Raw genomic sequence first — 20701 nt, forward strand, 5'->3', positions numbered from 1 at the left:
GTGGGTGCCTTGCGACGGCTCACTCGGCGGCCCGCCTCCAGGCCGCCTCGCGCAGCAGTCGCAGTCCGTTGAGGCCGACGATGACGGTGGAGCCCTCGTGGCCCGCGACGCCCAGCGGCAGCGGCGGGTGGCCAGCCAGGTCCCAGATGACCAGGCCGGTGATGAAGACTCCGGCGATGACGAGGTTCTGGACGACCAGGCTGCGGGCCCGGCGGGACAGGGAGACCACGGTGGGGACAGTGGCGAGTTCGTCGCGGACGCTGACCGCGTCGGCGGTCTCCAGGGCCAGGTCGGATCCCGCCCGGCCCATGGCGACGCCGGTGTGGGCGGCGGCCAGCGCGGGTGCGTCGTTGACGCCGTACCCGACCACCATCGCCTTGCGGCCGGCGGCTTCCAGCTCCCTGACCGCGTTCACCTTGTGCTCGGGCAGCAGCCCGGCCCGTACGTCCCCGATGCCGACATCGGCGGCGAGGTCGGCGGCGGCGCGCGGGTTGTCGCCGGTCAGCAGCAGAGGCGGCATCCCTGTCAGGGAGGTCAGCGCCACGACGGCCGCGGCGGCAGCGCCTCGCCCAACACACAGAAACTGAAGAGCAAGGCTGGGCTTGGTCAACCTGGTCATTCCAGGGCTTCGAGGGTGCGTCCGCGTCCCGCGGATCGTCGGTGACCTCTGTGCCGGCGGTGGTGCCGCCATCCGAGGCCGGCACAGTATCGACCCGCCTGCGGGCGATCGCCCACTCCTGCCATTCCTGTTCGGCTGCGGCGATCTCGGCTGAATGCGGTCGGCCTAATGAGGCGCCGCGCGGCGGTAGTCGGGAGACCTGACGCCCCGAAAGCTACCCGGCGGTTAGTTTGCAGTGATGAGGGACTACCTCCGCCACCGCGAGCGCATGTACCGGCTGCGACGTGAGATGCCCCGGCAGCAAGCACAGGGGAGGACCGAATGACGGCACCGAGTCCGGCCGGGTGGCGAACCGTCGTCCCTTGAGGTCCCGCCGACAGGGGGCGCCCCTCCCGGGCCCGGAGCGCCTCCCCAAGGAGTCGACCGTGGCTTGCCGTGTTCCGGCAGGCGGAGTCCCGCCGATTGTGCCAGTGACCGGCGTATCCGCGGACCGCACCCCTATGGCGCAATGTCTCGTACATGGGCGACGCGAGCAGGGGTGCCGCGGAAGTACGAAGGGGCCGGCCGATATGAGCAAAAAGCGAGTGACGGCGTCGGCACGGGCGGCCAAGCGTGCACTTCGCGTGCGGCGGCTGACATGGTGGCATCGCATCTGGGGTCCCGCCGCCGTACTGCTCGGCGTGGCGGCGGCGACGGCGACGGTCGTGCTGCTGGCCTCGGTGCCCGGCCTCGTGGCCGACGTACGGGCGTTCCGTGCCGCCCGGCCGTGCCCGATCACGGGTCCGGTGGCCCCGGGCCTCGACTGTCTCCGCTCGGTCCCGGCAACCGTGGAGGGCAAGGTCATCCGCGAGCAGACGAAGAACAATGAGTACACACTCATGCTCCGCGGCTCCGACAGGGTCCCCGCCTCACTCGACATGGGCTGGCCGGACCCGCTGCTGAGGCAGCTCAACAAGGGCGACACCGTGACCCTGACCGTCTGGCGCGACTACACGACCGCGGTCATCAAGGACGGCGTCACCCAGGAGTCCGCCGACACTCCCCTCGGCGAGCCGGAGTTCATCACGGCCCTGGCGCTCGCCCTACTGGCCGTGGGCCTCTACGGCATCTACGCGGGCACCGTCGCCGCCCGCCATGCGGCCCGCTATGCCCAGGAGGGGCTGCCCGTCCCCCTCGTGACGCTGGGCACCCAGGCATTCTGGTCCGCCCTGGCCGCCTTGCCTGCCGTGATGGTGGGCGACCTCACCGGCCCGGTCGGCGTGCTGATGACCTGGCTGGCTCTGCTACCCCTGATCCGGCTGATCGCGCTGCGCTTGGAGCCGAAGAGCCGCGGACGACACAGCCGCCCGCACCCGAGAGCCCATCGCGCCTAAAAAGAGGATGCCGATCGCAGCGGCGCCGAAGGACTCCCGGGTGACGGCGTCGTCGCTGCGGCCCAGTGTCTGACCCGTGGGTGATCCCGGACCGGTGGCCAGGACGAGGAAGAAACTGGGTATAGCGGGCCAGTTCAGGCGGCGGCATCGAAGCGGACGCGATCGGCCATAGCGATTCGAGCCACCTCGCTCTCGTCGCTGTGGTGACCGAGGATGAGCAGGTCGCTGGAGGCAGGGCCGCCGTCGCGGTAGAAGAGGGCAAGGTTGCCCCAGGGAGCGTAGTAGGCGAGGTCACCAGCCTTGGGCGCGGCTGGGTCCGGTGCGTTGGTGGTGTCCAGCTTGCGCGGCGGGTAGCCGATGCGCTCCGTGTGGTGGAAGTCCTTCAGGTCCAGGGTGAGCGAGAGCAGGTCGGCGAGGTCGCGTGCGGCGGGGCTGCCGTTCAAGGCGGCGGCCACGGTGTGCCCGTCGACGGTGAGCCGGAGGATCATGGTGCTGTTCCTCTCGAACGGTGTGCTGTCTGTCCGGGTGGGCGGGATGCGAGGAGAGCCGTGGCCGGAAAGAGGAGAGCGGCCGTGATTTCGGATGGTCCTCGGGCAGACCTCGCATGCCGGCTGCGGAAGTTGCGGGACGGCGAGGGAGTCACTTTGCGGGCGCTGGCTCAACGCGCGGGCTACTCCCCTGCCACCCTGTCCGCAGCGGAGAGCGGGCGCAGGGCACCGACCTGGGAGGTGACGGCGTCCTTCGTCCAGGCGCTGGGGCAAGACCCCCTGCTGTGGCGCTCCTTATGGGAAGCAGCCCAGAGCGACGGCGTTCCGTCCGGTTCGCCGCGCCCGCCAACGACGCCGTCACCGGACGCTTCCTTTCTGGCGTCCGGTGACTGGTTGGGCGCCGCCGTCGCGGTATCCGCCTCCGCCGATTCGATCGGGCAGCCTTCCCCCGGCTTTGTATCCGCCCGGCGGCGCCGGATCACTCTCACGTCGATCGAGGTGGTCGCCGCGCTTCTCGCCGCCGTGGCTACCAGTCTTGCGGTGAGTCATCCAGACGCGGCGGCGGAGCGGTCTTCGTCAGCCCGGCAGGAGGGCGCGGTCCGTAACGAGTGGCGCACACTGCCGGAGGCGCGGTCCACCCCCGGCCCTCCCGCGGACGCCACCGACCCCATCGAGACCGGCTGCGGCTCACCCAACGTCGTCGCGCAGGTCATAACGTTCGACGAAGTCCCATTGCGGCTACCCAACGGCATGGACTTCGGTCGGCTCCTGCTGCGCCACCAACCGGGCTGCCGCACCAGTTGGGGGCTGGTCAAGGGGCCGCACAACGCTCAGCGCCGGGTGCATATCAGCGTGCTCCGCCCCGTGGATCACGTCGTCGTGACCAGTTCCTTCGCCGGGCAGAGCGTGGACAGCCATGGCCAGCAACTGTCCACGGCTGCTGGCTGCGTGTACGTGGAGGCCTTCGTCGAGACGCCCGAAGGGCGGGGCCTCACGGCCCGCACACGTTGCGCCTGACAGCGGCCAACGAACTGCCGACGCGACACGTGGGTCAGCGACGCCTGTGCCGCACGGAGCGGCAGCCCCTCGAGCACGGCCGTTGACCTCGCCGAAGCGAGCAAGCGGGCTTGCCCCCGCCACAGACGGGCGTCGGGGCTGACTCCGACAGCGGTGTGGTGGGCGGCGAGTGGGGTCTCCGCCGGAATGCGTGGGTGCAGCTGGTTAGGCGGCGGAGTGGGTGATGATGCCGGTCTACTGGCCGGTCGGCGCGTTGGCGGGCACGGTGATGACCACAGTCGGGTTCCAGCTGCAGCTCTCGTTGCCGCTCTGCCCGCTGTAGGAGAACGCCGTGCGCGCCGCGTTCAGCGTGACCCGGTTGCCGGCGGTGCTCACAGCTCGTGCTGGATGGGCTTGTGCCGATCATCCTTGATGAGCTCGACGACGTACCGGAGCTGGTCGACGACCGCCGGCCTCAGCGCTTCTCCTCCATGCTGGTCGTCCCGGCGCCAATAGTCCTCGATCGACGCTCGTAGTGCCTTGAGGGTAGAAGGGCTCGGGCGGGCCCGGGAGGTCAGAGCAAGGAAGCTGTCCGCGTCTAACCCTGGCAGAGCGGTGGGCGCTGCCTCGTGCTGTGGTTCCTCGCGGCGGGGCGGTTGGCGCTCGGCGGCGGTCAGATCGGCAGGCGTTTCCCACGGCCGCCGGGCAAGCCCGACCATGTGGCCGGAGATGCGTAATCCGTCGGCGACACGCTCGATTACGTCCATGTGGACCAACTGCCGTAGTTCGGCGGTGCCTTCACCGACTTGATTGGGCGTCAGGCCTCAACGGCGGGCGATCATTGACGGGTAGATGCCCGAGCTGATTGCGGGGGCGTAACTCGGTGCCGTGATCTGTGACTGACAGATCGGATCTCTCGCGATGTATTGACGATCTCGCGCACCATCCCTACCTTTCATGAGCGGGATAGCTCCGATGAATTCTTACTGAGTCCGAGCCCCGGGAGGCGTCATGCCGATACCGTCCAGAAGAACCCTACTCGCGACCGGCTCCGCGCTCAGCGGAGCGCTACTGGTCGGAGGGCTGCCGACACCGGCTCGGGCGGCGGACGCTTTGGAACACGGGGCCGCACCCGCGACGGGTCCGGGCCGTGTCGTCGCCCCCGACGACGCCTGGCGCACGGTACTTGACGACGCCGATCTCGTCTGGCGCCGCATGCCGAAGACCTGGTATGAGGGGCCATATCTCGGCAACGGTCTGCTCGGCTCCGGGATCTACGCGGAGCCCGGAGCCGCGACACGGGCCGTCCGCTTCAATGTGCAGCACTCCGAGGTGCAGGACCACCGCCCTGAGTTCGGCTCCCTCTTCGGCCTCGCGCGGCTGCCGATCGGACACTTCACGCTGGAGCCGGTCGGCACGATCACGGGCCTGGACTGGCGGCTGGGCCTGCGCGACGCCGAGCTGACCGGCACGCTGACCACGGACCGCGGCTCCCTCGCGCTCCGCGTCTTCGTCCACACCTCGCGCTCGGTGCTGGCCGTGGAGGTGACCCCGAGCGAGGGCGAGCGCGACTTCGCCTGGGCGTTCCACCCGGCGAACGCGATCAGTCCGCGCGCCGCCTTCATGCCGCTGCCCGACGGGTACCGAGGTAATCCGCCCGCCGAGGTCGAGGAGCACGACGACGTGTCGGCCGCCGTGCAGCCGTTGCTCGCGGGCGGGCAGCACGTCACCGCCTGGCGCGAGCGCACCCGCGGCGATCGGCGCACTCTGTACGTGCATGTGGCGCACTCGTTCCCCACGTCGACGGCCCGTGATCGCGCACTGCGAGCCGTGCGCGACGTCTCCGTCTTGCCGTACGAGGCGCTGGCCGTCACGCATCGCGCCTGGTGGCGCGACTTCTACCGCAAGAGCTTCCTGTCCCTGCCCGATGCCCGCATCCAGCGGTTCTACTGGATCCAGCTCTACAAGGCCGCCTCCGCCGCGCGCCGTGACGCGCCCGTGATGGCGACCTGCGGCCCCTGGCTGGAGTCCACACCCTGGCCCAACACCTGGTGGAACCTGAACGCGCAGCTGGAATACTGGCTGATCCACGGTTCCAACCATCTGGAACTCGACGCCGTCACACGCGTGTTGAGCGAGTTCCGGGAGAACCTCGCGAAGGAGGTGGCGCCCCCGTACCGCGGCGACTCACTCTGCATCCCGCGCACCACGGACCCGTCCCTGGTCAACGGCGCGGCAAGCACTCTCACCGGCTACGGCGTCGGCATCCCCGGCCAGAATCCGCCCACGCCCGAAGTCGGCAACCTCACCTGGGCCCTGCACAATGTCTGGCTCAGCTACCGCCACACCATGGACGAGTCGATCCTGCGCGATGTCCTCTTTCCCCTTCTGCGCAAGGCGATCAACTACTACCTGCACTTCCTGGAGCCGGGCGCGGACGGCAAACTGCACCTGCCGGCGACGTTCTCACCCGAGTACGGCGGCGACTCCCGCGACTGCAACTACGACCTGATGCTGCTGACCTGGGGCTGCCGGACGCTGCTGGAGTCGGCCGAACTGCTCGGCATCGACGACGAACTGGCCCCGCGCTGGCGCGAGATTCTGACCAAGCGCGTGCCCTACCCGACGAACTCCAACGGCTTCATGATCGGTGCCGACATCCCGTTCGCGAAGTCCCACCGTCACTACTCCCACCTGCTCGCCGTCTATCCACTGTACGAACTCACCGGCCGCACCCCGGACGAGAAGGCCCTGATCGAGAAGTCCCTGGCCCACTGGGTGGGCTTCGAAGGCGCCCTTCAGGGTTACACGTTCACGGGCGCGGCGTCGATGTCAGCCCTCCTCGGCAAAGGCGACGACGCGCTCAGGTACCTGGGCCAGTTGATGAGCCGCTTCATCCAGGCCAACACCATGTACAAGGAGTCGGGCCCGGTCATCGAGACGCCGTTGTCCGCCGCACAGTCCCTGCACGACATGGTGTGCCAGTCCTGGGGCGGCGTGATCCGCGTCTTCCCGGCGCTGCCCGCCGCCTGGCGCGAACTGACCGTGCACGACTTCCGCACCCAGGGCGCCTTCCTGCTGAGCGCGGTCCGGGAGGCCGGGGCGACCCGCTGGGTGCGGCTGGTCAGCGAGGCCGGCACGCCCTGCGTGGTACGCCATGGGATCGCGGGGCCGGTCGACGTCCGGGACGGGCGGGGCAAGCCGCTCGCATACGAGGACGCGGGCGACGGGGCGATCCGCATAGCCCTCGGCAAGGGCGAGTCGGCGCTGATCACTGCCCAGGGCGACCGTCCCGAACTGCGGATCGGACCGGTCAGGCCGAACGCACCGGCGCCCGGCTGGGGGCTGCCCTCGGCTTGAGCCCCTGGATCCCTCAGATCGTGTGCTCGAGCGCGAGCAGGTGCTGCTTGCGCTCGAGGCCGCCCGCGTATCCGGTGAGCGAGCCGTCGGCGCCGACCCCAGAAGCCGGGCTCGTCGTAGGCCGTACCTGCTGTTCGGGGCGATCCTCACCACGCTCATCCCGCGCCCCGTCGTCGTCCAACAGGCCGTCGGAGGTGACTCATCCGCAAGCCCGCTGATGAGTCGAGGCTTACGGCCCCGTTGCCGCAGGGGCCCTCCGTTCCTTGCTGCCCGGCCCTCAGGTGGCAAGGATCCGGGCCCGGCACCGATGTCCGACGAGCCAGTGCATCCCTGCATCGCAGGGAGATGACCGCGTCACGACAGTGATCCACGGCGTCGTCGTCGCACTGATCCCGACTGCGACGACGAGGGCGGGGTCGAACAACTGCATGACGGTTCGCCACCGTTCGCCGCCGTGAGCAGCGCCGTCATCGCAACCTGGACGAACTGGGCGGGGTGGCTCCGCAGCGCCTACGCCTGAACGAGACCGCCGGCGGGCGCGTGTCGGGTGGCCTACAGTCGGTAGACGCGGATCGCGTTGCCGCGGAACACCGCTTCCTTCTCCCTTGGGCCGAGTGCCTCCGTGAGCGATTCTGCGATCCCGACGACCGCCGCGTAGTCCGCCTCCAGGGTGCAGACCGGCCAGTCGGATCCGAACAGCAACCGCTGCGAACCGAAGGCGTCCAGGACGGTGTCGGCGTAGGGCTTGAAGTCCTCGGTACGCCAGCCGCCGGGGGCGGCCTCGGTGACCAGGCCGGAAAGTTTGCACACGGTGTTGGGCAAGGCGGCCAGGCGACGCAGGCCGGCGGCCCAGGGATCGAGAGCGCCGGTGGCGATCGGGGGCTTGCCGAGGTGGTCCAGAACGAAGGTCAGCCCAGTGAGCCGGGCGGCGGCGTCGGCCGCGGCGGCCAGTTGGTGTGGTTTGACGACGAGGTCGTAGACGAGCCCGGCCTGGGCGACGGCGGTCAGGCCGCGCCGTACGTCCGGGCGCAGCAGCCAGTTCGGGTCCGGCTCCTCCTGGACCTGGTGACGGATGCCGACCAGCCGGTCCCCGCCGGGCCGTTCGCGCAGGGCGGCGATCGCGTCGGCGACATCCGGGGCAGTGAGGTCGGTCCAGCCGACCACCCCGGCGACCAGGTCGCTGCTGGCCGCGAGGGCCAGCAGTTCGGGTGTCTCCTCGGGCACGCAGACCGTCTGGACGACGATCGTGCCGACCACGCCCGCCGTCCGCGCCTCGGTGGCGAGGTCAGCGGCCGAGAAGGACCGGGCGAGCGGGGCGAGGGCTTCGCCCGTGATCCACGGCTGTGGCCGGGCCGCGAGGTTCCAGACGTGGTGGTGCGCGTCGATGATCCGCCGGCCGGTCACAGCTCCCACACCACCGGGAGTCCGGCCTCGGCGCCCGCCTCTGAGTAGTCGTGGACGACGTCGAGGAGGTCGGCCATCCGCGCCTGCCAGGCGACGTTGACCGGGAGGTGTTCCAGTTCGGAGAGCAGTCGGGCGTAGTCCTCGCACTCCAGCAGATGGAACAGCTCGCTGCCGCTGCGCCAGATGATCCACGAGCTGACGCCCGCGGCCCGGATGGCGGTGGTGAGTTCGGTGGGCACCTCACGGTGGGCAGCCTCGTACTGCGCGATCCGGTCCGCGCGTACGCGGGTGTGCAGGGCGATCCTCATGGCTGCTCCGGGTGGGTGGGGTCGACGATGACGACATCCAGGGTGCGGGGTCCGTGGACGCCCTCCACCCGGTCGAGTTCGATGTCGCTGGTGGCGGACGGGCCGGAGACGAAGGTCAGCGGCCGGGCCGGGTCGAGGCGGCGAAGGGCGTCGGGGACGTCCGCGGCGATCTGCTCGGCGCGGATGACGCACAGGTGGTAGTCCGGGACGAGGGTGAGGGCGCGCCTGCCCTGTCCCGGGCCGGTGTCGAGCACGAGGGTACCGGTGACGGCGATGCCCACGGCCGCGAGAGTGAGCGCGCCGTCCAGTGCGTCCAGGGCCGGCACGTCCAGCGGTTCGCTGCGCCACTGCCAGTCGCCGGGCGGGAGCAATCCGGCGGGGAAGCCTTCGGGAAGTGCGAGGTGACGGGCGCGGCGGGCGGTGAGGGCGGCGGCGATGGCGGCGGGCAGTCCTGCCGGACCGGTGCGGGTTACCGTGGCACGGTAGTCCGCTACCCGTTCAGCGAACAGGGCCACGATGTCCTCACCGGGCTGGATGTGGCTTCGGCGGTAGTTCCGGGGAACGGGCACGTCGACCGGAGTCTCGTCGGCGGGGACGTCGGCGAGGGCGGCTTCGATGCGTCCGAGGATCGCGTCGCGGCTGCTCATCGGTCACCTTCTCGGTTCTTGCGCCACCAGGTGCGGAAGGACTCGGCGGGCGGTGTCGGCGTGTCCCGGGCGTCGGACCAGCCGTGCAGCGGGCCGGGCAGCCGGCCGATGCGCCCGTGCCGGGCCAGGGCGCGGCCGCCGAGGGCCGCCACTTTTTGTGCCGCGGCAAGGAGTCGCGGGGAGTCGAGGATGGTGGCGGCGGCCTTCATCGCCACCGCCTCGGCAGTGGGCAGGCGTGCGGTGCGGCGCTTCGACTCGACGGCTTCGGACCGCAGGTGGGCGAGCAGCTTCGGGATGTCGATCTTCACGGGGCAGGCGTCGTAGCAGGCCCCGCACAGTGTGGAGGCGAAGGGCAGGGTGGCCGCGTGCTCGACCCCGGCCAGTTGCGGGGTGAGGACGGCGCCGATCGGCCCGGGGTAGACGGAGCCGTAGGCGTGGCCTCCGGTGCGTTCGAAGACCGGGCAGACGTTGAGGCAGGCGGAGCAGCGGATGCAGGCGAGGGCCTGGCGGCCGACGGTGTCGGCGAGTGTGTCGGTTCGGCCGTTGTCGAGCAGTACCAGGTGGAACCGGGACGGGCCGTCGTCGTCGGTGGTGCCGGTCCAGGTGGAGGTGTACGGGTTCATTCGCTCGCCGGTGGAGGAGCGGGGCAGCAGCTGGAGGAAGATTTCCAGGTCGGACCAGGTGGGGACGACCTTCTCGATGCCCATCACGGTGATCAGGGTCTCCGGGAGGGTCAGGCACATTCGGCCGTTGCCCTCGGATTCCACGACGCCGACGGTACCGGTGTCGGCGACGGCGAAGTTGGCGCCGGAGACGGCGACCCTGGCGGTGAGGAACCTCTGCCGCAGGTGCTGTCGGGCCGCCTCGGCGAGTTCGGCCGGGTCGTCGGTGAGGCCTTCGGGGGCAGGACGGCCCCAGCGGCCCATCTCGGAGGCGAACAGATCGCGGATCTCGGTGCGGTTCCGGTGGATCGCCGGGACCAGGATGTGCGAGGGACGGTCGTCGCCCAACTGCACGATGAGTTCGGCGAGATCGGTCTCGTAGGCGGTGATGCCTGCCTCGGCGAGGTGTTCGTTGAGGCCGATCTCCTGGGTGGCCATGGACTTGACCTTGACGACCTCCGACTCGCCGGTGGCCTGGACGAGTTCGGTGACGATGCGGTTGGCTTCGGCGGCGTCGTCGGCCCAGTGCACGGTGCCGCCCGCCGCGGTGACCGTCTCCTCCAACTGCACCAGATACCGATCGAGATGGCGGGCGGCGCGCTTCTTCACGGCGGCGGCCGATTCGCGCAGTTCCTCCCAATCGTCGAGTTCCGAGGCGACGGCGAGACGCTTGTCGCGGATCGTGGAGGTGGCCCGCTTCAGGTTGGCCCGCAGTTGCGTGTCGCCAAGGGCGCTGCGGGCGGCGTCGGGGAACGACGGAGAGCCTAGCCAGACGACCCCGCGGTCACCAGGGTTGCTCATCACGCAGCTCCTTCGGTGGCGGCGAGGATCTCGGCCAGGTGCATGGTCCGCACCGCGCTGCCCTGCCGGGAGAGGCCGCCGCCGATGTGCATCAGACAGGAGTTGTCAGCGGCGCACAGCACGTCAGCGCCTGTGGCCAGGACGTCTCGCGTCTTGTCGGCGAGCATCGCGCCGGAGGTTTCGGCGTTCTTGACGGCGAAGGTGCCGCCGAAGCCGCAGCAGGAGTCGGCGGCCGGGAGGTCCACGAGGTCGATGTCCTCGACCTCGCGCAGCAGTCGCAACGGCCGGTCGCCGAGGCGCAGCCCGCGCAGGGAATGGCAGGTGGGGTGGTAGGTGACCCGGTGGGGGAAGCGGGCGCCGACATCGGTGACGCCGAGCACGTCGGTGAGGAACTCGGTGAACTCGTGGACCTGGGGCACCAGTTCGGCGACCTGTTGCTGGAGGCCGGCGGGTCCGTACTCCCTGGCCAGCACGGGGTGGTTGTCCCGGATCATGTCCGCGCAGGACGCGGACGGGGTGACCACGGCGTCGTACTCGGCGAAGGTCCGCGCGAAGCGGGCCATGAGGGGAACCGCGTCCGGGCGGTAGCCGGTGTTGAAGTGCATCTGCCCACAGCAGGTCTGCTCCTGCGGGAAGTCCACGGTGTGACCGAGCCGTTCCAGTACGGTCAGCACGGCCCGGCCGGTGCCGGGGAAGAGGATGTCGTTGAGGCAGGTGATGAACAGGGCGACGCGCATCAGCGCTCCTGTGCGGGGGGCGGGACATCCGGAGACAACAGCCCGAGCTCCTTGATTTCCGCCCACAGCGCGTCCGGCACGGGGCGGTTGAGCAGGGCGGCGGCGTCCTCGGCCTCGGCGGCACTGCGGGTGCCGACCAGGACACTCGTGACGGCCGGGTGCCCGAACGGGAAGTGCAGGGCGGCAGCGCGCAGCGGCACGCCGTACCGCTCGCAGACGGTCTTGAGCTCGAGGGCGCGTGCCACGAGGTCATCGGGCGCGGCGGCGTAGTCGAAGGTGGCGCGGGGGCGGGGGTCGGCGAGCAGGCCGGAGTTGAAGACGCCGCCGATGACAACCCCCACGCCACGGTCGGCCGCGAGGGGCAGCAGGTCGACGAGGCCGCGCTGGTCGAGCAGGCTGTATCGGCCGGCCAGGAGGACCGCGTCGATGTCGGTCTCGCGGATGAAGCGGGTCAGCAGTTCGGCCTGGTTCATGCCGACGCCGATCGCGCCGAGCACGCCTTCGCCGCGCAGCCGTTCCAGCTCCGGGTAGGCCTCCTCCAGGGCCTGCTCGGCGTGGTCGTCCGGATCGTGCAGATACGCGATGTCGATCCGGTCGAGGCCGAGGCGTTCCAGGCTGTCGGCGAGGGAGCGGCGGACGCCCTCGGCGCTGAAGTCCCAGACACGGCGGTGGGTCGCGGGGACGGCGAAGCCGGCTGCGAGGTCGGTTCCGTCGGTGTCCGCGGGTTCGAGCAGCCGGCCGACCTTGGTCGACAGGGTGTACTCGTCCCTGGGGCGGTCGCGCAGGGCGGCGCCGAGGCGCCGCTCGGACAGGCCGAGGCCGTAGTGCGGGGCGGTGTCGAAGTACCGCACGCCCGCGTCCCAGGCGGCGGTCACGGCCTGTTCGGCCTGGTGGTCGGTGACCGGGGTGAAGAGGTTGCCGATGCCGGCCGCGCCGAAGGAGAGCTCGCTGACCCGTACGGCGCTGCGTCCGAGCTGGTTCTGGCGCAGGGTCACGGCTGTGGCTCCGGTCGCAGACGCAGGCCCGCCATGCCGCCGTCGACCGCGAGGGCGGTGCCGGTGGTGCTGCCGGTGGCCGGGGAGGCGAGGTAGACGATGGCGGTGGCCACCTCCTGGGCGGTGACGAGGCGGCCGGTGGGCTGGCGGGCATTGAGCGCAGCACGTTCGGCGGCCGGGTCCGGGGCGGCGTCCAGCAGCCGCCCGATCCACGGGGTGTCGACGGTGCCGGGATTGACGCAGTTGACCCGGATTCCCTCGCGGACGTGGTCGGCGGCCATGGCCAGGGTGAGCGAGAGCACGGCCCCCTTACTTGCGGAGTAGAGGGCGCGCTGGGGCAGGCCGGCGGTGGCGGCGATGGAGCAGGTGTTGACGACCGAGGCGGCGTCCGAGTCGCGCAGATACGGCAGGGCGGCGCGGGTGGTGCGGACGATGCCGAGGACGTTGACGTCGAGCACGCGGTGCCACTCTTCGTCCGGGTTGTCCGCGACCGTTCCGGCGGCGCCGATACCGGCGTTGTTGACCAGGATGTCGATGCCGCCGAGCTCTTCGGCCGCTGCTTCGACGGCCGAGCGGACGGAGCGGTCGTCGGTGACGTCGGCGGTGAGGCCACGCAGCGGGGTGCTCACGCCGCTCGGGTCGAGGTCGAGGACGGCGACGTCCACGCCGTGCTCGCTCAGCAGCTGGGCGGTGGCCAGTCCGATGCCGGAGGCCCCTCCGGTGACCAGGGCGGTGAGCCCGTCGAGTTCGGTCTTCATGCGTGGTCCTCCGTGCCCGTGTCCGTCGTGTCCGTGCCGGGCTCGGCCAGGGCCGCGTCGGCCATCCAGAACGCTCCGTCAGGGAAGCTGTAGGTGTCGATGGTGCTCCGATGCATGGTGGCGGAGAAGCCGGGCGTGGTGGGTGCCCGGTAGTGCCCGTCGCTGATCACCACCGGGTCCAGGAAGTGCTGGTGGAGATGGTCGACGTACTCGATGACGCGGTCCTCGGTGGTGCCGGTGAGGGCCACGTAGTCGAACATCGACAGGTGCTGGACGAGTTCGCACAGCCCGACGCCGCCGGCGTGCGGGCACACCGGGACGCCGAACTTGGCGGCGAGCAGCATGATGGCGAGGTTCTCGTTGACGCCGGCCACGCGGGCGGAGTCCAGCTGGAGGACGTCGATGGCGTCGGCCTGCAGGAGCTGCTTGAAGACGACGCGGTTCTGCACGTGCTCGCCGGTGGCGACCTTGACAGGGTGGACGCCACGCCGGATGGCGGCGTGACCGAGGACGTCGTCGGGGCTGGTGGGCTCCTCGATCCAGTACGGGTCGAACTCGGCGAGTGCCTTGGTCCATTCGACGGCCTCGTCGACGTTCCACCGCTGGTTGGCGTCGATGGCCATCCGGACGTCTGGTCCTACGGCCTCGCGGGCGGCACGGCAGCGGCGGATGTCGTCCTGCAGGTCGGCGCCGACCTTGAGCTTGATCTGGGTGAAGCCCTCGGCGACGGCCTGCTTGGCGAGGCGGGTGAGCTTCTCGTCGGAGTAGCCGAGCCAGCCCGGGGAGGTGGTGTAGGCGGGGTAGCCGCGCCGCAGCAGCTCGGCGGCCCGGTCGCCGGCGCCCTGCTTGCCCGTGCGTAGGAGTTCCAGGGCCTCGTCGGGGGTGAGGGCGTCGGTGAGGTAGCGGAAGTCGACCTGGGAGACCAGCCACGCGGGGTCGGCGTCGGCGAGGAGCTGCCACAACGGCTTGCCCTCGCGCTTGGCCGCCAGATCCCAGACGGCGTTGACGACGGCGCCGATGGCCATGTGCATCACGCCCTTCTCCGGTCCGAGCCAGCGCAGCTGGCTGTCGCCGATCAGGTCGTGGTACAGCGAGCCGGGATCGGCGCACAGTTCGGCGACCGGACGTCCGACGACGTGCTCGCGCAGCGCTTCGATGGCGGCGACCTGGACATCGTTGCCGCGGCCGATGGTGAAGGTGAAGCCGTGGCCCTCGTGGCCGCCCGTCGAAGTACGCAGGACGAGGTAGGCGGCGGAGTAGTCGGGGTCGGGATTCATCGCGTCGGACCCGTCCAGCTCCCGCGAGGTCGGAAAGCGGATGTCGTAGGTGTCGACGGCGGTGATCCGCGCGGTGGTTGCGGACAACTCGGTGCCTTTCACGCGTTGATGAGCGTCTGGCGCTGGGTGCCGAGCCCGTCGATGGACAGCTCGACCACATCCCCCGCGCGCAGATACGGGGTGCCTGGCAGGCCGAGGGCCACGCCGGCCGGGGTGCCGGTGTTGATGACGTCGCCGGGGCGCAGCACCATGTACTGGCTCAGGTACCAGACGAGGTACGCGACGTCGAAAATCATGTTCTTGGTGTCGCCGTCCTGGCGGGCCTCGCCGTTGACGGACAGGCGCAGGCCGAGTCCTTGCGGGTCGCCCACCTCGTCGGAGGTCACCAGCCAGGGGCCCAGCGGGTTGAAGGTCTCGCAGGACTTGCCGAGGTCCCACTGGGCGGAGTACTCCAACTGGAACTCCCGCTCGGAGACATCGTTGCTGATCGCGTAGCCGGCGATGTGACCGGCCGCCTCGGCCGGGTCGGCCAGGTAGCGGGCCTCGACGCCGATGACGACGGCGAGTTCCACCTCCCAGTCGGTCTTGAACGAGCCGCGGGGGATCCGCACCGGGTCGTGGGGTCCCACGACGGTGGAGGGGTCCTTCATGAAGACCACCGGCCGCTCAGGAACTGCCGCGCCGGTCTCCTCGGCATGGTCACGGTAGTTGAGTCCAACGCACACCACCTTGCCCGGACGGGCGACGGGAGCGCCGATCCGCCGGCCGGCCACCTCCACGCGCGGCAGCGAACCCTCGGCCAGCGCCTGCCTGACCCGGTCGACTCCGCCGGTGGCGAGGAAGAGCCCGTCGATGTCGGTGGTCAAGCCGGTGAGCGCGAACGCGGTGCCGTCGTCGCCGAGGACCGCGGGCATCTCCGCTCCCGGCTCCCCGATCCGCAACAGCTTCATGTGTTTCTCCCGTCGTCGCCCCGGAGGTCCAGACCCTCCGCCACCTTCAATACATCGGAGGACTCTCCGGAGCCTTGACCATACGAGCGACTGCCGCGACACCGCAAGAAGTCCTCCGATCTTTCTTCGGGAGCCTTGCTCTCGAAACCCTCATATGCTCAGGTCAACATGGAGGTAACGAGTCCTCGCAATACAGATGGAAAACCCGGACATCACCATTGAGATTCACCCGAGGCCCCCTCTTGTCAGTCAAGTTCCCGACTCATAAGGCCCTCGATACCGCAAGCCATCCGATGACTGCGCAGGTGTGCTCCGCTACAGGTTCTGCCACGGACCGCCACGACCGCCCAGCTGCCCGGGAGGATCCTCACCCCTCCCCCGCGCCGACCCTTAATCGCGGCCACGGCCGCCACCGTGACCGTCCTGGCGGGGCTCGCTCATCCGCGATCACTGGAAGATCGAGTCACTCCACCACATCCGCGACGTGACCTTGACCGAAGACGCCTTCCATCTGCGGACAGGCGCCGCACCCCGCGCCATGGCGACCTGGCGACCTGGCACAACCTCGCCATCGGCGCCCTCCTCATGGCCGGCAAGACCAGCATCGTCTCCGCCCTTCGGCACAACGCCCGCGACGTCCGCCGACCGCTCACCCTCCTCGGACTCACGTGATCACGAGTCGGACATCGGGCACCTTTGCCGAAGCCCTGGGCCGACACCCGCAAGGTCTGAGACAGGAATCGGGGAAGCAGCAATAGTGACGCGCCGTCAGAACGCGGACGTGCTCCCGCCGAGGGTGCCGTGCAGCCACTGTTCGACGCCGCCGACGTGCACCGTCATCCAGGACCGGGCCAGCTCGGGGTTCCGGGCGGCGATGGCCTCGCAGATCGCTCGGTGCTGGTCACGGGTGCGCTGTACCGCACCCTCCTCGGTCAGCCCGCGCCAGATCCGCGCCCGGGCGGTAGGCCCGGAGATCCCGTCGATCAGCGAGCAGAGCACCGGGTTCCCGGAGCCGGAGGCGATCAGGCGGTGGAACTCGAGGTCGTTGGCAATGAGTTCGTCCAGCGAGGGCTCCCGCGGAAGACGGTCGAGCACCTCCTTCAGCGCGGCGACATCCTCGTCCAGCATCACCGCCGCCGCCATGGCCGCGGCGGCCGGCTCCAGGATCCGGCGGACCTCGAGGAAGTACAGCACCGTGTCGTCCTGATGGAAGTCGACGACGAAGCCGAGCGCGTCCAGCAGCAGGTCGGGCTCCAGGCTGGTCACGTACGTCCCGTCGCCCTGGCGCACGTCCAGCACACGTATCAGCGAGAGCGCCTTGACCGCCTCCCGCAGGGAGTTGCGCGACAGCCCCAGCCGCTCGGCCAGCTCGGCCTCCTTCGGCAACCGCTGCCCCGGGCGCAGCTCGCCCTCGACGATCATCGCCTTGATCTTCTCGATCGCCTCGTCGGTGACCGGCACAGTGGTGACCTCCTCATGCTGCGATCGCGATTATACATCGGATGAATGAACGCCGTGAACGAAGGTGAACTGACCCGTCGCCTGGCCGCCTCGATCGCAGGGGCGACGCCAGGCAAGTCCGACCTCATCGACGCGGAGAACGCCGCCCGGGCGGTGGTGGCCGGCACCGCAACCGCGACCCCGAAGTGTGCTGAGGGCACGGTGGAGATGATCTGCCACACCAAGATCGCCCGGGACACGACCGTGAAGTTCCGTACCCAGGCCATGGTCACCCTCAAGCCCCTGATCGTCACCGTTCCGGACGAACTGCGCGAACAGCCAGTGCCAGCCGAAGATGGCCCTCATAGAGCGGTGCGCGGGCGTGCGGCCCGGCTCGGTCACCATCGTCCTGGCCTCGGCCAAGCGGTCCCAGCGGTCGCTGGCCCGCCGCTGGTGGACCTCGGCGAGGAGCTTCGTATTTCTCCGCCTCATGCGGCAGAGCACCATTGGCGATCGTCCGCCAGTACATCGAGCAGCAAAAACGTCCGCTCCAAGGTGCACGTCAGAGCAGCCTTGAGATGCGCTCATCCCCGGCGTGAACACCGCGGCTTTCTGCAAGAGTCCCGGCAAGGGGCGTCAACGCCGTGAGCGAGGCGTTCAACAGCGTCCTCATGAACCCCCCGATATCCACATCCGAATTCGAACCACCGGCTCAGCCCTTCGTGGCGCCACCGGTCAGGCCGCGCACGAACTGCTTCTGAAACGCGAGGTAGAAGGCCAGTACGGGCAGTGTGGCCAGCAGCATGAAGGCGAACACCGCGCCGAAGTCCTGCTGGTAGGGGCCGATGGAGCGGAATATCCCGACCGTCACGGTGTTCCCGGCTCCCGGGCCCAGGACGAGCAGCGGTGTGAGGAAATCGTTCCAGACCCAGACCCCGAGGAAGATCAGCACGCTGGCCGAGGCCGGCCGCAGGAGTGGGAAGACCACCTGCCAGAAGGTCCGGAACCGCCCGGCACCGTCGACCGCCGCGGCCTCTTCGAGCTCGCGCGGGATCGAGCGGATGAAGCCCATGAAGACGAACACGGCGAACGGCAGGTAGTACCCGACGTTGACCAGCACGGCGCCTGGCATCGTGTGCATCAACCCGATGGCGTCGAGGATCCGCGTGATCGGCAGCATGATGACTGCGGGCGGGATCATCAGGCCGGCCAGCATGACGCCGAGGACGGCACGGCTCCACCAGCGGCCCGACCGCACGAGGTGGTACGCCGACATCGCGGCCAGCACGGTGGTAATGAGGATCGACGCTGCGGTCAGGATGATGGAGTTGACGAGGCCGTACCAGAACAGCCCGTCCGGCCGGGTCAGCACGTGCTCGAGGTTGTCGAGGGTCGGCGGAACCGGGAGTGCCAGCGGCGATGCGACGACCTCGGAGCTGGGTTTGAAGACGTTGACCAGCGCCACATAGAGCGGTAGGCAGAAGACGGCGGCCACGCCGGTGGCCAGCAGCGGGCGCGCCCACGGCGTTCGGGGGTTCACAGGTTCACCTCTCTCCGTTGCAGGAGCTTCAGCGCGGTCACGCTCGCGGCCGAGACGAGGACGAGCATGATCCCGGCCATCGCGGACGCCATTCCTGGGCGTTGCTCGGAGAAGGCGGTGCGGATCACGTCGAAGGCGACGGTGGCCGTGCCGCCCGTGCCGGGGCCGCCGTTGGTGAGCACGGCGATCTGGTCGTAGACCTTGAACGAGCTGATCATCAGCATCACGGTGTTGATCGTCAACGCGGGCGCGAGCATCGGCCAGGTGATGGCGCGGAACTGTTGCCAGGGGCCCGCGCCGTCGAGGCTCGCCGCCTCCTCAAGCTCGGCGGGGATTCCCGCGAGCGCAGCGAGATAGACCACGACGGCGAAGCCGAGCATCTGCCAGACCATGATCCCGGAGACGGAATAGATCGCGTACGACGGATCCGTGAGCCAGCCTGGCGGGTTCTCGATCCCCATCGAGACGAGCGTGCTGTTCAGCAGGCCGTCGTCGGCCAGGATCGAGCGCCCGATCACCGACACCACCACGGCGGAGAGAATCACTGGTGTGAAGTAGACGCTGCGGAGAAGGCTGTAGAACCGGCCCTGTCGGCGCAGCAGCAGGGCGATTGCGAGACCGAGCAGGTTCGTCAGCAGCACCACGATCACTGTGATCACAACGGTGTTCCACAAGGAGTGCCGGAACCCCTCGTCCCCGAGGAGGTAACCGTAGTTGTCCAGGCCGACGAACGAGGTGTGCGAGCGGGTGGCGCGCTCATCGGTCATCCCGATGTAGAGGGTCCACAGGATGGGAGCCAGGACCATCGCGGTGAAGACCGTGAGGGTCGGCAGGACGAAGACGGCGAAGGCTCCCACCGACGGCCACGTCCAGGTGCGGAACCTGCTTGGCCCACCCGTGCGCCCGGACGAGGCACCAGTGGGCTGACCAGCCGGCGAGATTCCGCCGGCGGCAACCACCCCCGTCCGGGCCCGCGTGGCGTGCGTCACTTCGAGAGCTCCTTGAACTTGGTGTTCAGCGTCGCGACGAACTTGCCCACGTCCGAGCGGCCGTTGAGGAGATCGTTCAGCCCGGCGTCGACCGCGGGCATGAAGCCCGACGGCAGGGCCGGGATGCCGTGCTCGTCGCCGAAGTTCGGCGTCACCGTTCCGTTGGACTCCGCATTCTTGTAGAGATCGAGGGTCTCGTTGTACAGCGGCGGCAGGCCGGCCGGCGGCTTGTAGCCCTTGAGCGCGATGAACAAGCCGTCGTACCGCGCCCCGCCGTCGGCGTTCAGCTTGGAGAACTCGATGGCCCACTGCTTGGCCTTCGCGACGTCGTGGGCCTTGGCGCTCACCGAGAGTCCGCCGCCGGTGAACGCGGGCACGACGAGCGAGCCGTCCTGCGTGGGCATGGGGAAGGCCCCGATCTGCTTCTGCTGCGCCTCGTCCGGGGCTGCCGCGAACCACGAACCCATCGGGTACATCGCGCCCTTGCCCGCGAGGAAAGCGTCCTGCGCCTGTGCGTAGGTGGCCGACAGGTTGTCGACGTTCTTCTTGCCCGCCAGTGCCTTCATCTTGGTCGCCGCTTCGACGAACAGGGGGTCGCTGAAATCCGTCTTCCCGGCGACCAGCTTGTCGAGCCACTTCGGGTCCTTGGCGTAGACCTCGGTGGCCATCAGTTGGGAGAAGGTCCACCGCGGGCCGAGGCCGTCCGGTGCACCGCTGCCGATGACGAACGGCGTGATCCGCGACGCCTTGAGCTTGCCGACCGCGGCGAGCAGGTCGTTCCATGTCTTCGGAGGAGTGGTGATGCCCGCCTTCTCGAAGGCCGCCTTCTGGTAGTAGATCTGCCAGCTCTGCGTGTTGGTGGGCAGTTGGTAGATCTTGCCGTCGAAGCTGTTCGCGGTCGGGGTGACCCAGTCCGCCAGTTCCTTCCGGTTGAACTGCGCGAGCTTGCCCGCCTCCGCCAGTCCGGCAGGGTCGATCGCGACCATGATGTCGGGCAGTGCGCCGGTCGAGTCCAGTTGGCGCGCGTACTCGTTGCGCTGCTCGGCACTGGGCGCGACGAGCTTCTTGATCTTCACCCCCGGCACCTTGGCACTGGTCTTGGCGATGATGTCGTCCCAGTACGCGGCAGTGAGGTTGGGGGTCTCGAAGGTGAGCAGGTCCAGCGTCACGTCGCCGCCCGCTGTGTTCCCATCTGTGTTCCCGCCCCCGACGGCACAGCCTGTCAGTGCGACCAGGCCTAGTGCCGCGGCTATCGCGACGCAGTTGGTCCGCTTGCCCATTGAGGCCTCCTTGCCGGTCGAACCCACCAGGGATGTCACTCGGTCCCGAGGTGTCGCTCTGCCTTGATTTGTTAAGT

The 20701-nt window shown here is 69.5% G+C and carries 20 protein-coding genes and 3 pseudogenes; 5 read left to right on the forward strand and 18 right to left on the reverse strand.

All coding sequences use genetic code 11. From position 1 onward, the window contains the following. Positions 1 to 19: 19 nt before the first annotated feature. Positions 20 to 559 (reverse strand): annotated as a pseudogene (locus tag ABZ818_RS26385) (HAD-IC family P-type ATPase); the annotation flags it as partial. Between the two features lie 629 nt (positions 560 to 1188). Here ABZ818_RS26385 and ABZ818_RS26390 point away from each other — a divergent pair. Further along, the gene (locus ABZ818_RS26390) at positions 1189 to 1992 is read left to right on the forward strand and encodes a hypothetical protein (RefSeq protein ID WP_361419390.1); all 804 of its coding nucleotides are present in this window, start codon (positions 1189 to 1191) and stop codon (positions 1990 to 1992) included. Positions 1993 to 2126: 134 nt separating this feature from the next. Here ABZ818_RS26390 and ABZ818_RS26395 read toward each other — a convergent pair whose 3' ends face one another. Further along, a complete protein-coding gene (locus ABZ818_RS26395; protein WP_361419393.1) occupies positions 2127 to 2480 on the reverse strand; it encodes a cyclophilin-like fold protein in 354 nt (117 codons plus the stop codon). Between the two features lie 84 nt (positions 2481 to 2564). On the opposite strand from ABZ818_RS26395, the gene ABZ818_RS26400 reads away from it, so the two are divergent. Further along, the gene (locus ABZ818_RS26400; protein WP_361419396.1) at positions 2565 to 3497 is read left to right on the forward strand and encodes a helix-turn-helix transcriptional regulator; all 933 of its coding nucleotides are present in this window, start codon (positions 2565 to 2567) and stop codon (positions 3495 to 3497) included. A gap of 234 nt (positions 3498 to 3731) precedes the next feature. On the opposite strand, the gene ABZ818_RS26405 is transcribed toward ABZ818_RS26400, so the two are convergent. Then, complete coding sequence (locus ABZ818_RS26405; protein ID WP_361419399.1) at positions 3732 to 3872, reverse strand: hypothetical protein; 141 nt, start codon at positions 3870 to 3872, stop codon at positions 3732 to 3734. Continuing rightward, complete coding sequence (locus tag ABZ818_RS26410; RefSeq protein WP_361419402.1) at positions 3869 to 4243, reverse strand: hypothetical protein; 375 nt, start codon at positions 4241 to 4243, stop codon at positions 3869 to 3871. Before ABZ818_RS26410 ends, ABZ818_RS26405 begins: the two co-directional genes overlap by 4 nt. Positions 4244 to 4487: 244 nt before the next feature. Between ABZ818_RS26410 and ABZ818_RS26415 the strand changes: the two genes are divergently transcribed. After that, positions 4488 to 6836 carry a glycoside hydrolase family 95-like protein gene (locus ABZ818_RS26415; protein WP_361419405.1) on the forward strand — a complete coding sequence of 783 codons (2349 nt, stop codon included), beginning with the start codon at positions 4488 to 4490 and terminating at the stop codon, positions 6834 to 6836. A 13-nt stretch (positions 6837 to 6849) separates the two neighbouring features. On the opposite strand, the pseudogene ABZ818_RS26420 reads toward ABZ818_RS26415, so the two are convergent. The 10 genes and pseudogenes from ABZ818_RS26420 to ABZ818_RS26465 form a co-directional block, all read right to left on the reverse strand. After that, positions 6850 to 6933: pseudogene (locus ABZ818_RS26420) on the reverse strand (MGMT family protein); the annotation flags it as partial. 455 nt (positions 6934 to 7388) lie between these two features. Beyond that, positions 7389 to 8240, reverse strand: a complete 852-nt coding sequence (locus tag ABZ818_RS26425) for an amidohydrolase family protein (protein ID WP_361419544.1) — start codon at positions 8238 to 8240, stop codon at positions 7389 to 7391. After that, complete coding sequence (locus ABZ818_RS26430) at positions 8237 to 8548, reverse strand: L-rhamnose mutarotase (RefSeq protein WP_361419408.1); 312 nt, start codon at positions 8546 to 8548, stop codon at positions 8237 to 8239. The genes ABZ818_RS26425 and ABZ818_RS26430 overlap by 4 nt, the downstream gene beginning before the upstream one ends. Then, a complete protein-coding gene (locus ABZ818_RS26435; RefSeq protein WP_361419411.1) occupies positions 8545 to 9195 on the reverse strand; it encodes an LUD domain-containing protein in 651 nt (216 codons plus the stop codon). Before ABZ818_RS26435 ends, ABZ818_RS26430 begins: the two co-directional genes overlap by 4 nt. Further along, entirely contained in the window at positions 9192 to 10658 is a 1467-nt protein-coding gene (locus ABZ818_RS26440) for a LutB/LldF family L-lactate oxidation iron-sulfur protein (RefSeq protein WP_361419414.1), read from the reverse strand. The genes ABZ818_RS26435 and ABZ818_RS26440 overlap by 4 nt, the downstream gene beginning before the upstream one ends. Next, on the reverse strand, positions 10658 to 11395 hold the full coding sequence (locus tag ABZ818_RS26445) for a (Fe-S)-binding protein (protein ID WP_361419418.1): 738 nt from the start codon (positions 11393 to 11395) through the stop codon (positions 10658 to 10660). The genes ABZ818_RS26440 and ABZ818_RS26445 overlap by 1 nt, the downstream gene beginning before the upstream one ends. Further along, a complete protein-coding gene (locus ABZ818_RS26450; RefSeq protein ID WP_361419547.1) occupies positions 11395 to 12384 on the reverse strand; it encodes an aldo/keto reductase in 990 nt (329 codons plus the stop codon). Before ABZ818_RS26450 ends, ABZ818_RS26445 begins: the two co-directional genes overlap by 1 nt. 2 nt (positions 12385 to 12386) lie before the next feature. Next, complete coding sequence (locus ABZ818_RS26455) at positions 12387 to 13148, reverse strand: SDR family oxidoreductase (RefSeq protein WP_361419421.1); 762 nt, start codon at positions 13146 to 13148, stop codon at positions 12387 to 12389. Further along, positions 13145 to 14512, reverse strand: a complete 1368-nt coding sequence (locus ABZ818_RS26460; RefSeq protein ID WP_361419424.1) for an L-fuconate dehydratase — start codon at positions 14510 to 14512, stop codon at positions 13145 to 13147. Before ABZ818_RS26460 ends, ABZ818_RS26455 begins: the two co-directional genes overlap by 4 nt. An 11-nt stretch (positions 14513 to 14523) precedes the next feature. Beyond that, positions 14524 to 15375 carry a fumarylacetoacetate hydrolase family protein gene (locus ABZ818_RS26465; protein ID WP_361419426.1) on the reverse strand — a complete coding sequence of 284 codons (852 nt, stop codon included), beginning with the start codon at positions 15373 to 15375 and terminating at the stop codon, positions 14524 to 14526. A gap of 433 nt (positions 15376 to 15808) precedes the next feature. Between ABZ818_RS26465 and ABZ818_RS26470 the strand changes: the two are divergent. Then, positions 15809 to 16047 (forward strand): annotated as a pseudogene (locus ABZ818_RS26470) (ISAs1 family transposase); the annotation flags it as partial. A 96-nt stretch (positions 16048 to 16143) separates the two neighbouring features. Here the strand turns inward: ABZ818_RS26470 and ABZ818_RS26475 are convergent. Further along, on the reverse strand, positions 16144 to 16836 hold the full coding sequence (locus ABZ818_RS26475) for a FadR/GntR family transcriptional regulator (protein ID WP_361419429.1): 693 nt from the start codon (positions 16834 to 16836) through the stop codon (positions 16144 to 16146). 45 nt (positions 16837 to 16881) lie between these two features. On the opposite strand from ABZ818_RS26475, the gene ABZ818_RS26480 reads away from it, so the two are divergent. Next, on the forward strand, positions 16882 to 17463 hold the full coding sequence (locus ABZ818_RS26480) for a hypothetical protein (RefSeq protein WP_361419432.1): 582 nt from the start codon (positions 16882 to 16884) through the stop codon (positions 17461 to 17463). A 64-nt stretch (positions 17464 to 17527) separates the two neighbouring features. On the opposite strand, the gene ABZ818_RS26485 is transcribed toward ABZ818_RS26480, so the two are convergent. The 3 genes from ABZ818_RS26485 to ABZ818_RS26495 all read right to left on the reverse strand — a co-directional run bounded on the left by ABZ818_RS26485 (position 17528) and on the right by ABZ818_RS26495 (position 20624). Continuing rightward, positions 17528 to 18355, reverse strand: coding sequence for a carbohydrate ABC transporter permease (locus tag ABZ818_RS26485; protein WP_361419435.1), 828 nt, complete (start codon positions 18353 to 18355; stop codon positions 17528 to 17530). Next, on the reverse strand, positions 18352 to 19212 hold the full coding sequence (locus ABZ818_RS26490) for a sugar ABC transporter permease (protein ID WP_361419438.1): 861 nt from the start codon (positions 19210 to 19212) through the stop codon (positions 18352 to 18354). Before ABZ818_RS26490 ends, ABZ818_RS26485 begins: the two co-directional genes overlap by 4 nt. Before the next feature lie 128 nt (positions 19213 to 19340). Next, a complete protein-coding gene (locus ABZ818_RS26495) occupies positions 19341 to 20624 on the reverse strand; it encodes an extracellular solute-binding protein (RefSeq protein WP_361419441.1) in 1284 nt (427 codons plus the stop codon). Positions 20625 to 20701 lie beyond the last annotated feature (77 nt).

The sequence above is a fragment of the Streptomyces sp. NPDC047453 genome (assembly GCF_040643155.1).
Taxonomy (GTDB): Bacteria; Actinomycetota; Actinomycetes; order Streptomycetales; family Streptomycetaceae; genus Streptomyces.

Coding starts and splice junctions, on each gene's coding strand:
- ABZ818_RS26390 (WP_361419390.1), top strand. CDS start 1,189: ATGAGCAAAAAGCGAGTGACGGCGTCGGCACGGGCGGCCAAGCGTGCA.
- ABZ818_RS26395 (WP_361419393.1), bottom strand. CDS start 2,480: ATGATCCTCCGGCTCACCGTCGACGGGCACACCGTGGCCGCCGCCTTG.
- ABZ818_RS26410 (WP_361419402.1), bottom strand. CDS start 4,243: ATGGACGTAATCGAGCGTGTCGCCGACGGATTACGCATCTCCGGCCAC.
- ABZ818_RS26415 (WP_361419405.1), top strand. CDS start 4,488: ATGCCGATACCGTCCAGAAGAACCCTACTCGCGACCGGCTCCGCGCTC.
- ABZ818_RS26430 (WP_361419408.1), bottom strand. CDS start 8,548: ATGAGGATCGCCCTGCACACCCGCGTACGCGCGGACCGGATCGCGCAG.
- ABZ818_RS26435 (WP_361419411.1), bottom strand. CDS start 9,195: ATGAGCAGCCGCGACGCGATCCTCGGACGCATCGAAGCCGCCCTCGCC.
- ABZ818_RS26440 (WP_361419414.1), bottom strand. CDS start 10,658: ATGAGCAACCCTGGTGACCGCGGGGTCGTCTGGCTAGGCTCTCCGTCG.
- ABZ818_RS26445 (WP_361419418.1), bottom strand. CDS start 11,395: ATGCGCGTCGCCCTGTTCATCACCTGCCTCAACGACATCCTCTTCCCC.
- ABZ818_RS26455 (WP_361419421.1), bottom strand. CDS start 13,148: ATGAAGACCGAACTCGACGGGCTCACCGCCCTGGTCACCGGAGGGGCC.
- ABZ818_RS26465 (WP_361419426.1), bottom strand. CDS start 15,375: ATGAAGCTGTTGCGGATCGGGGAGCCGGGAGCGGAGATGCCCGCGGTC.
- ABZ818_RS26480 (WP_361419432.1), top strand. CDS start 16,882: ATGAACGCCGTGAACGAAGGTGAACTGACCCGTCGCCTGGCCGCCTCG.
- ABZ818_RS26495 (WP_361419441.1), bottom strand. CDS start 20,624: ATGGGCAAGCGGACCAACTGCGTCGCGATAGCCGCGGCACTAGGCCTG.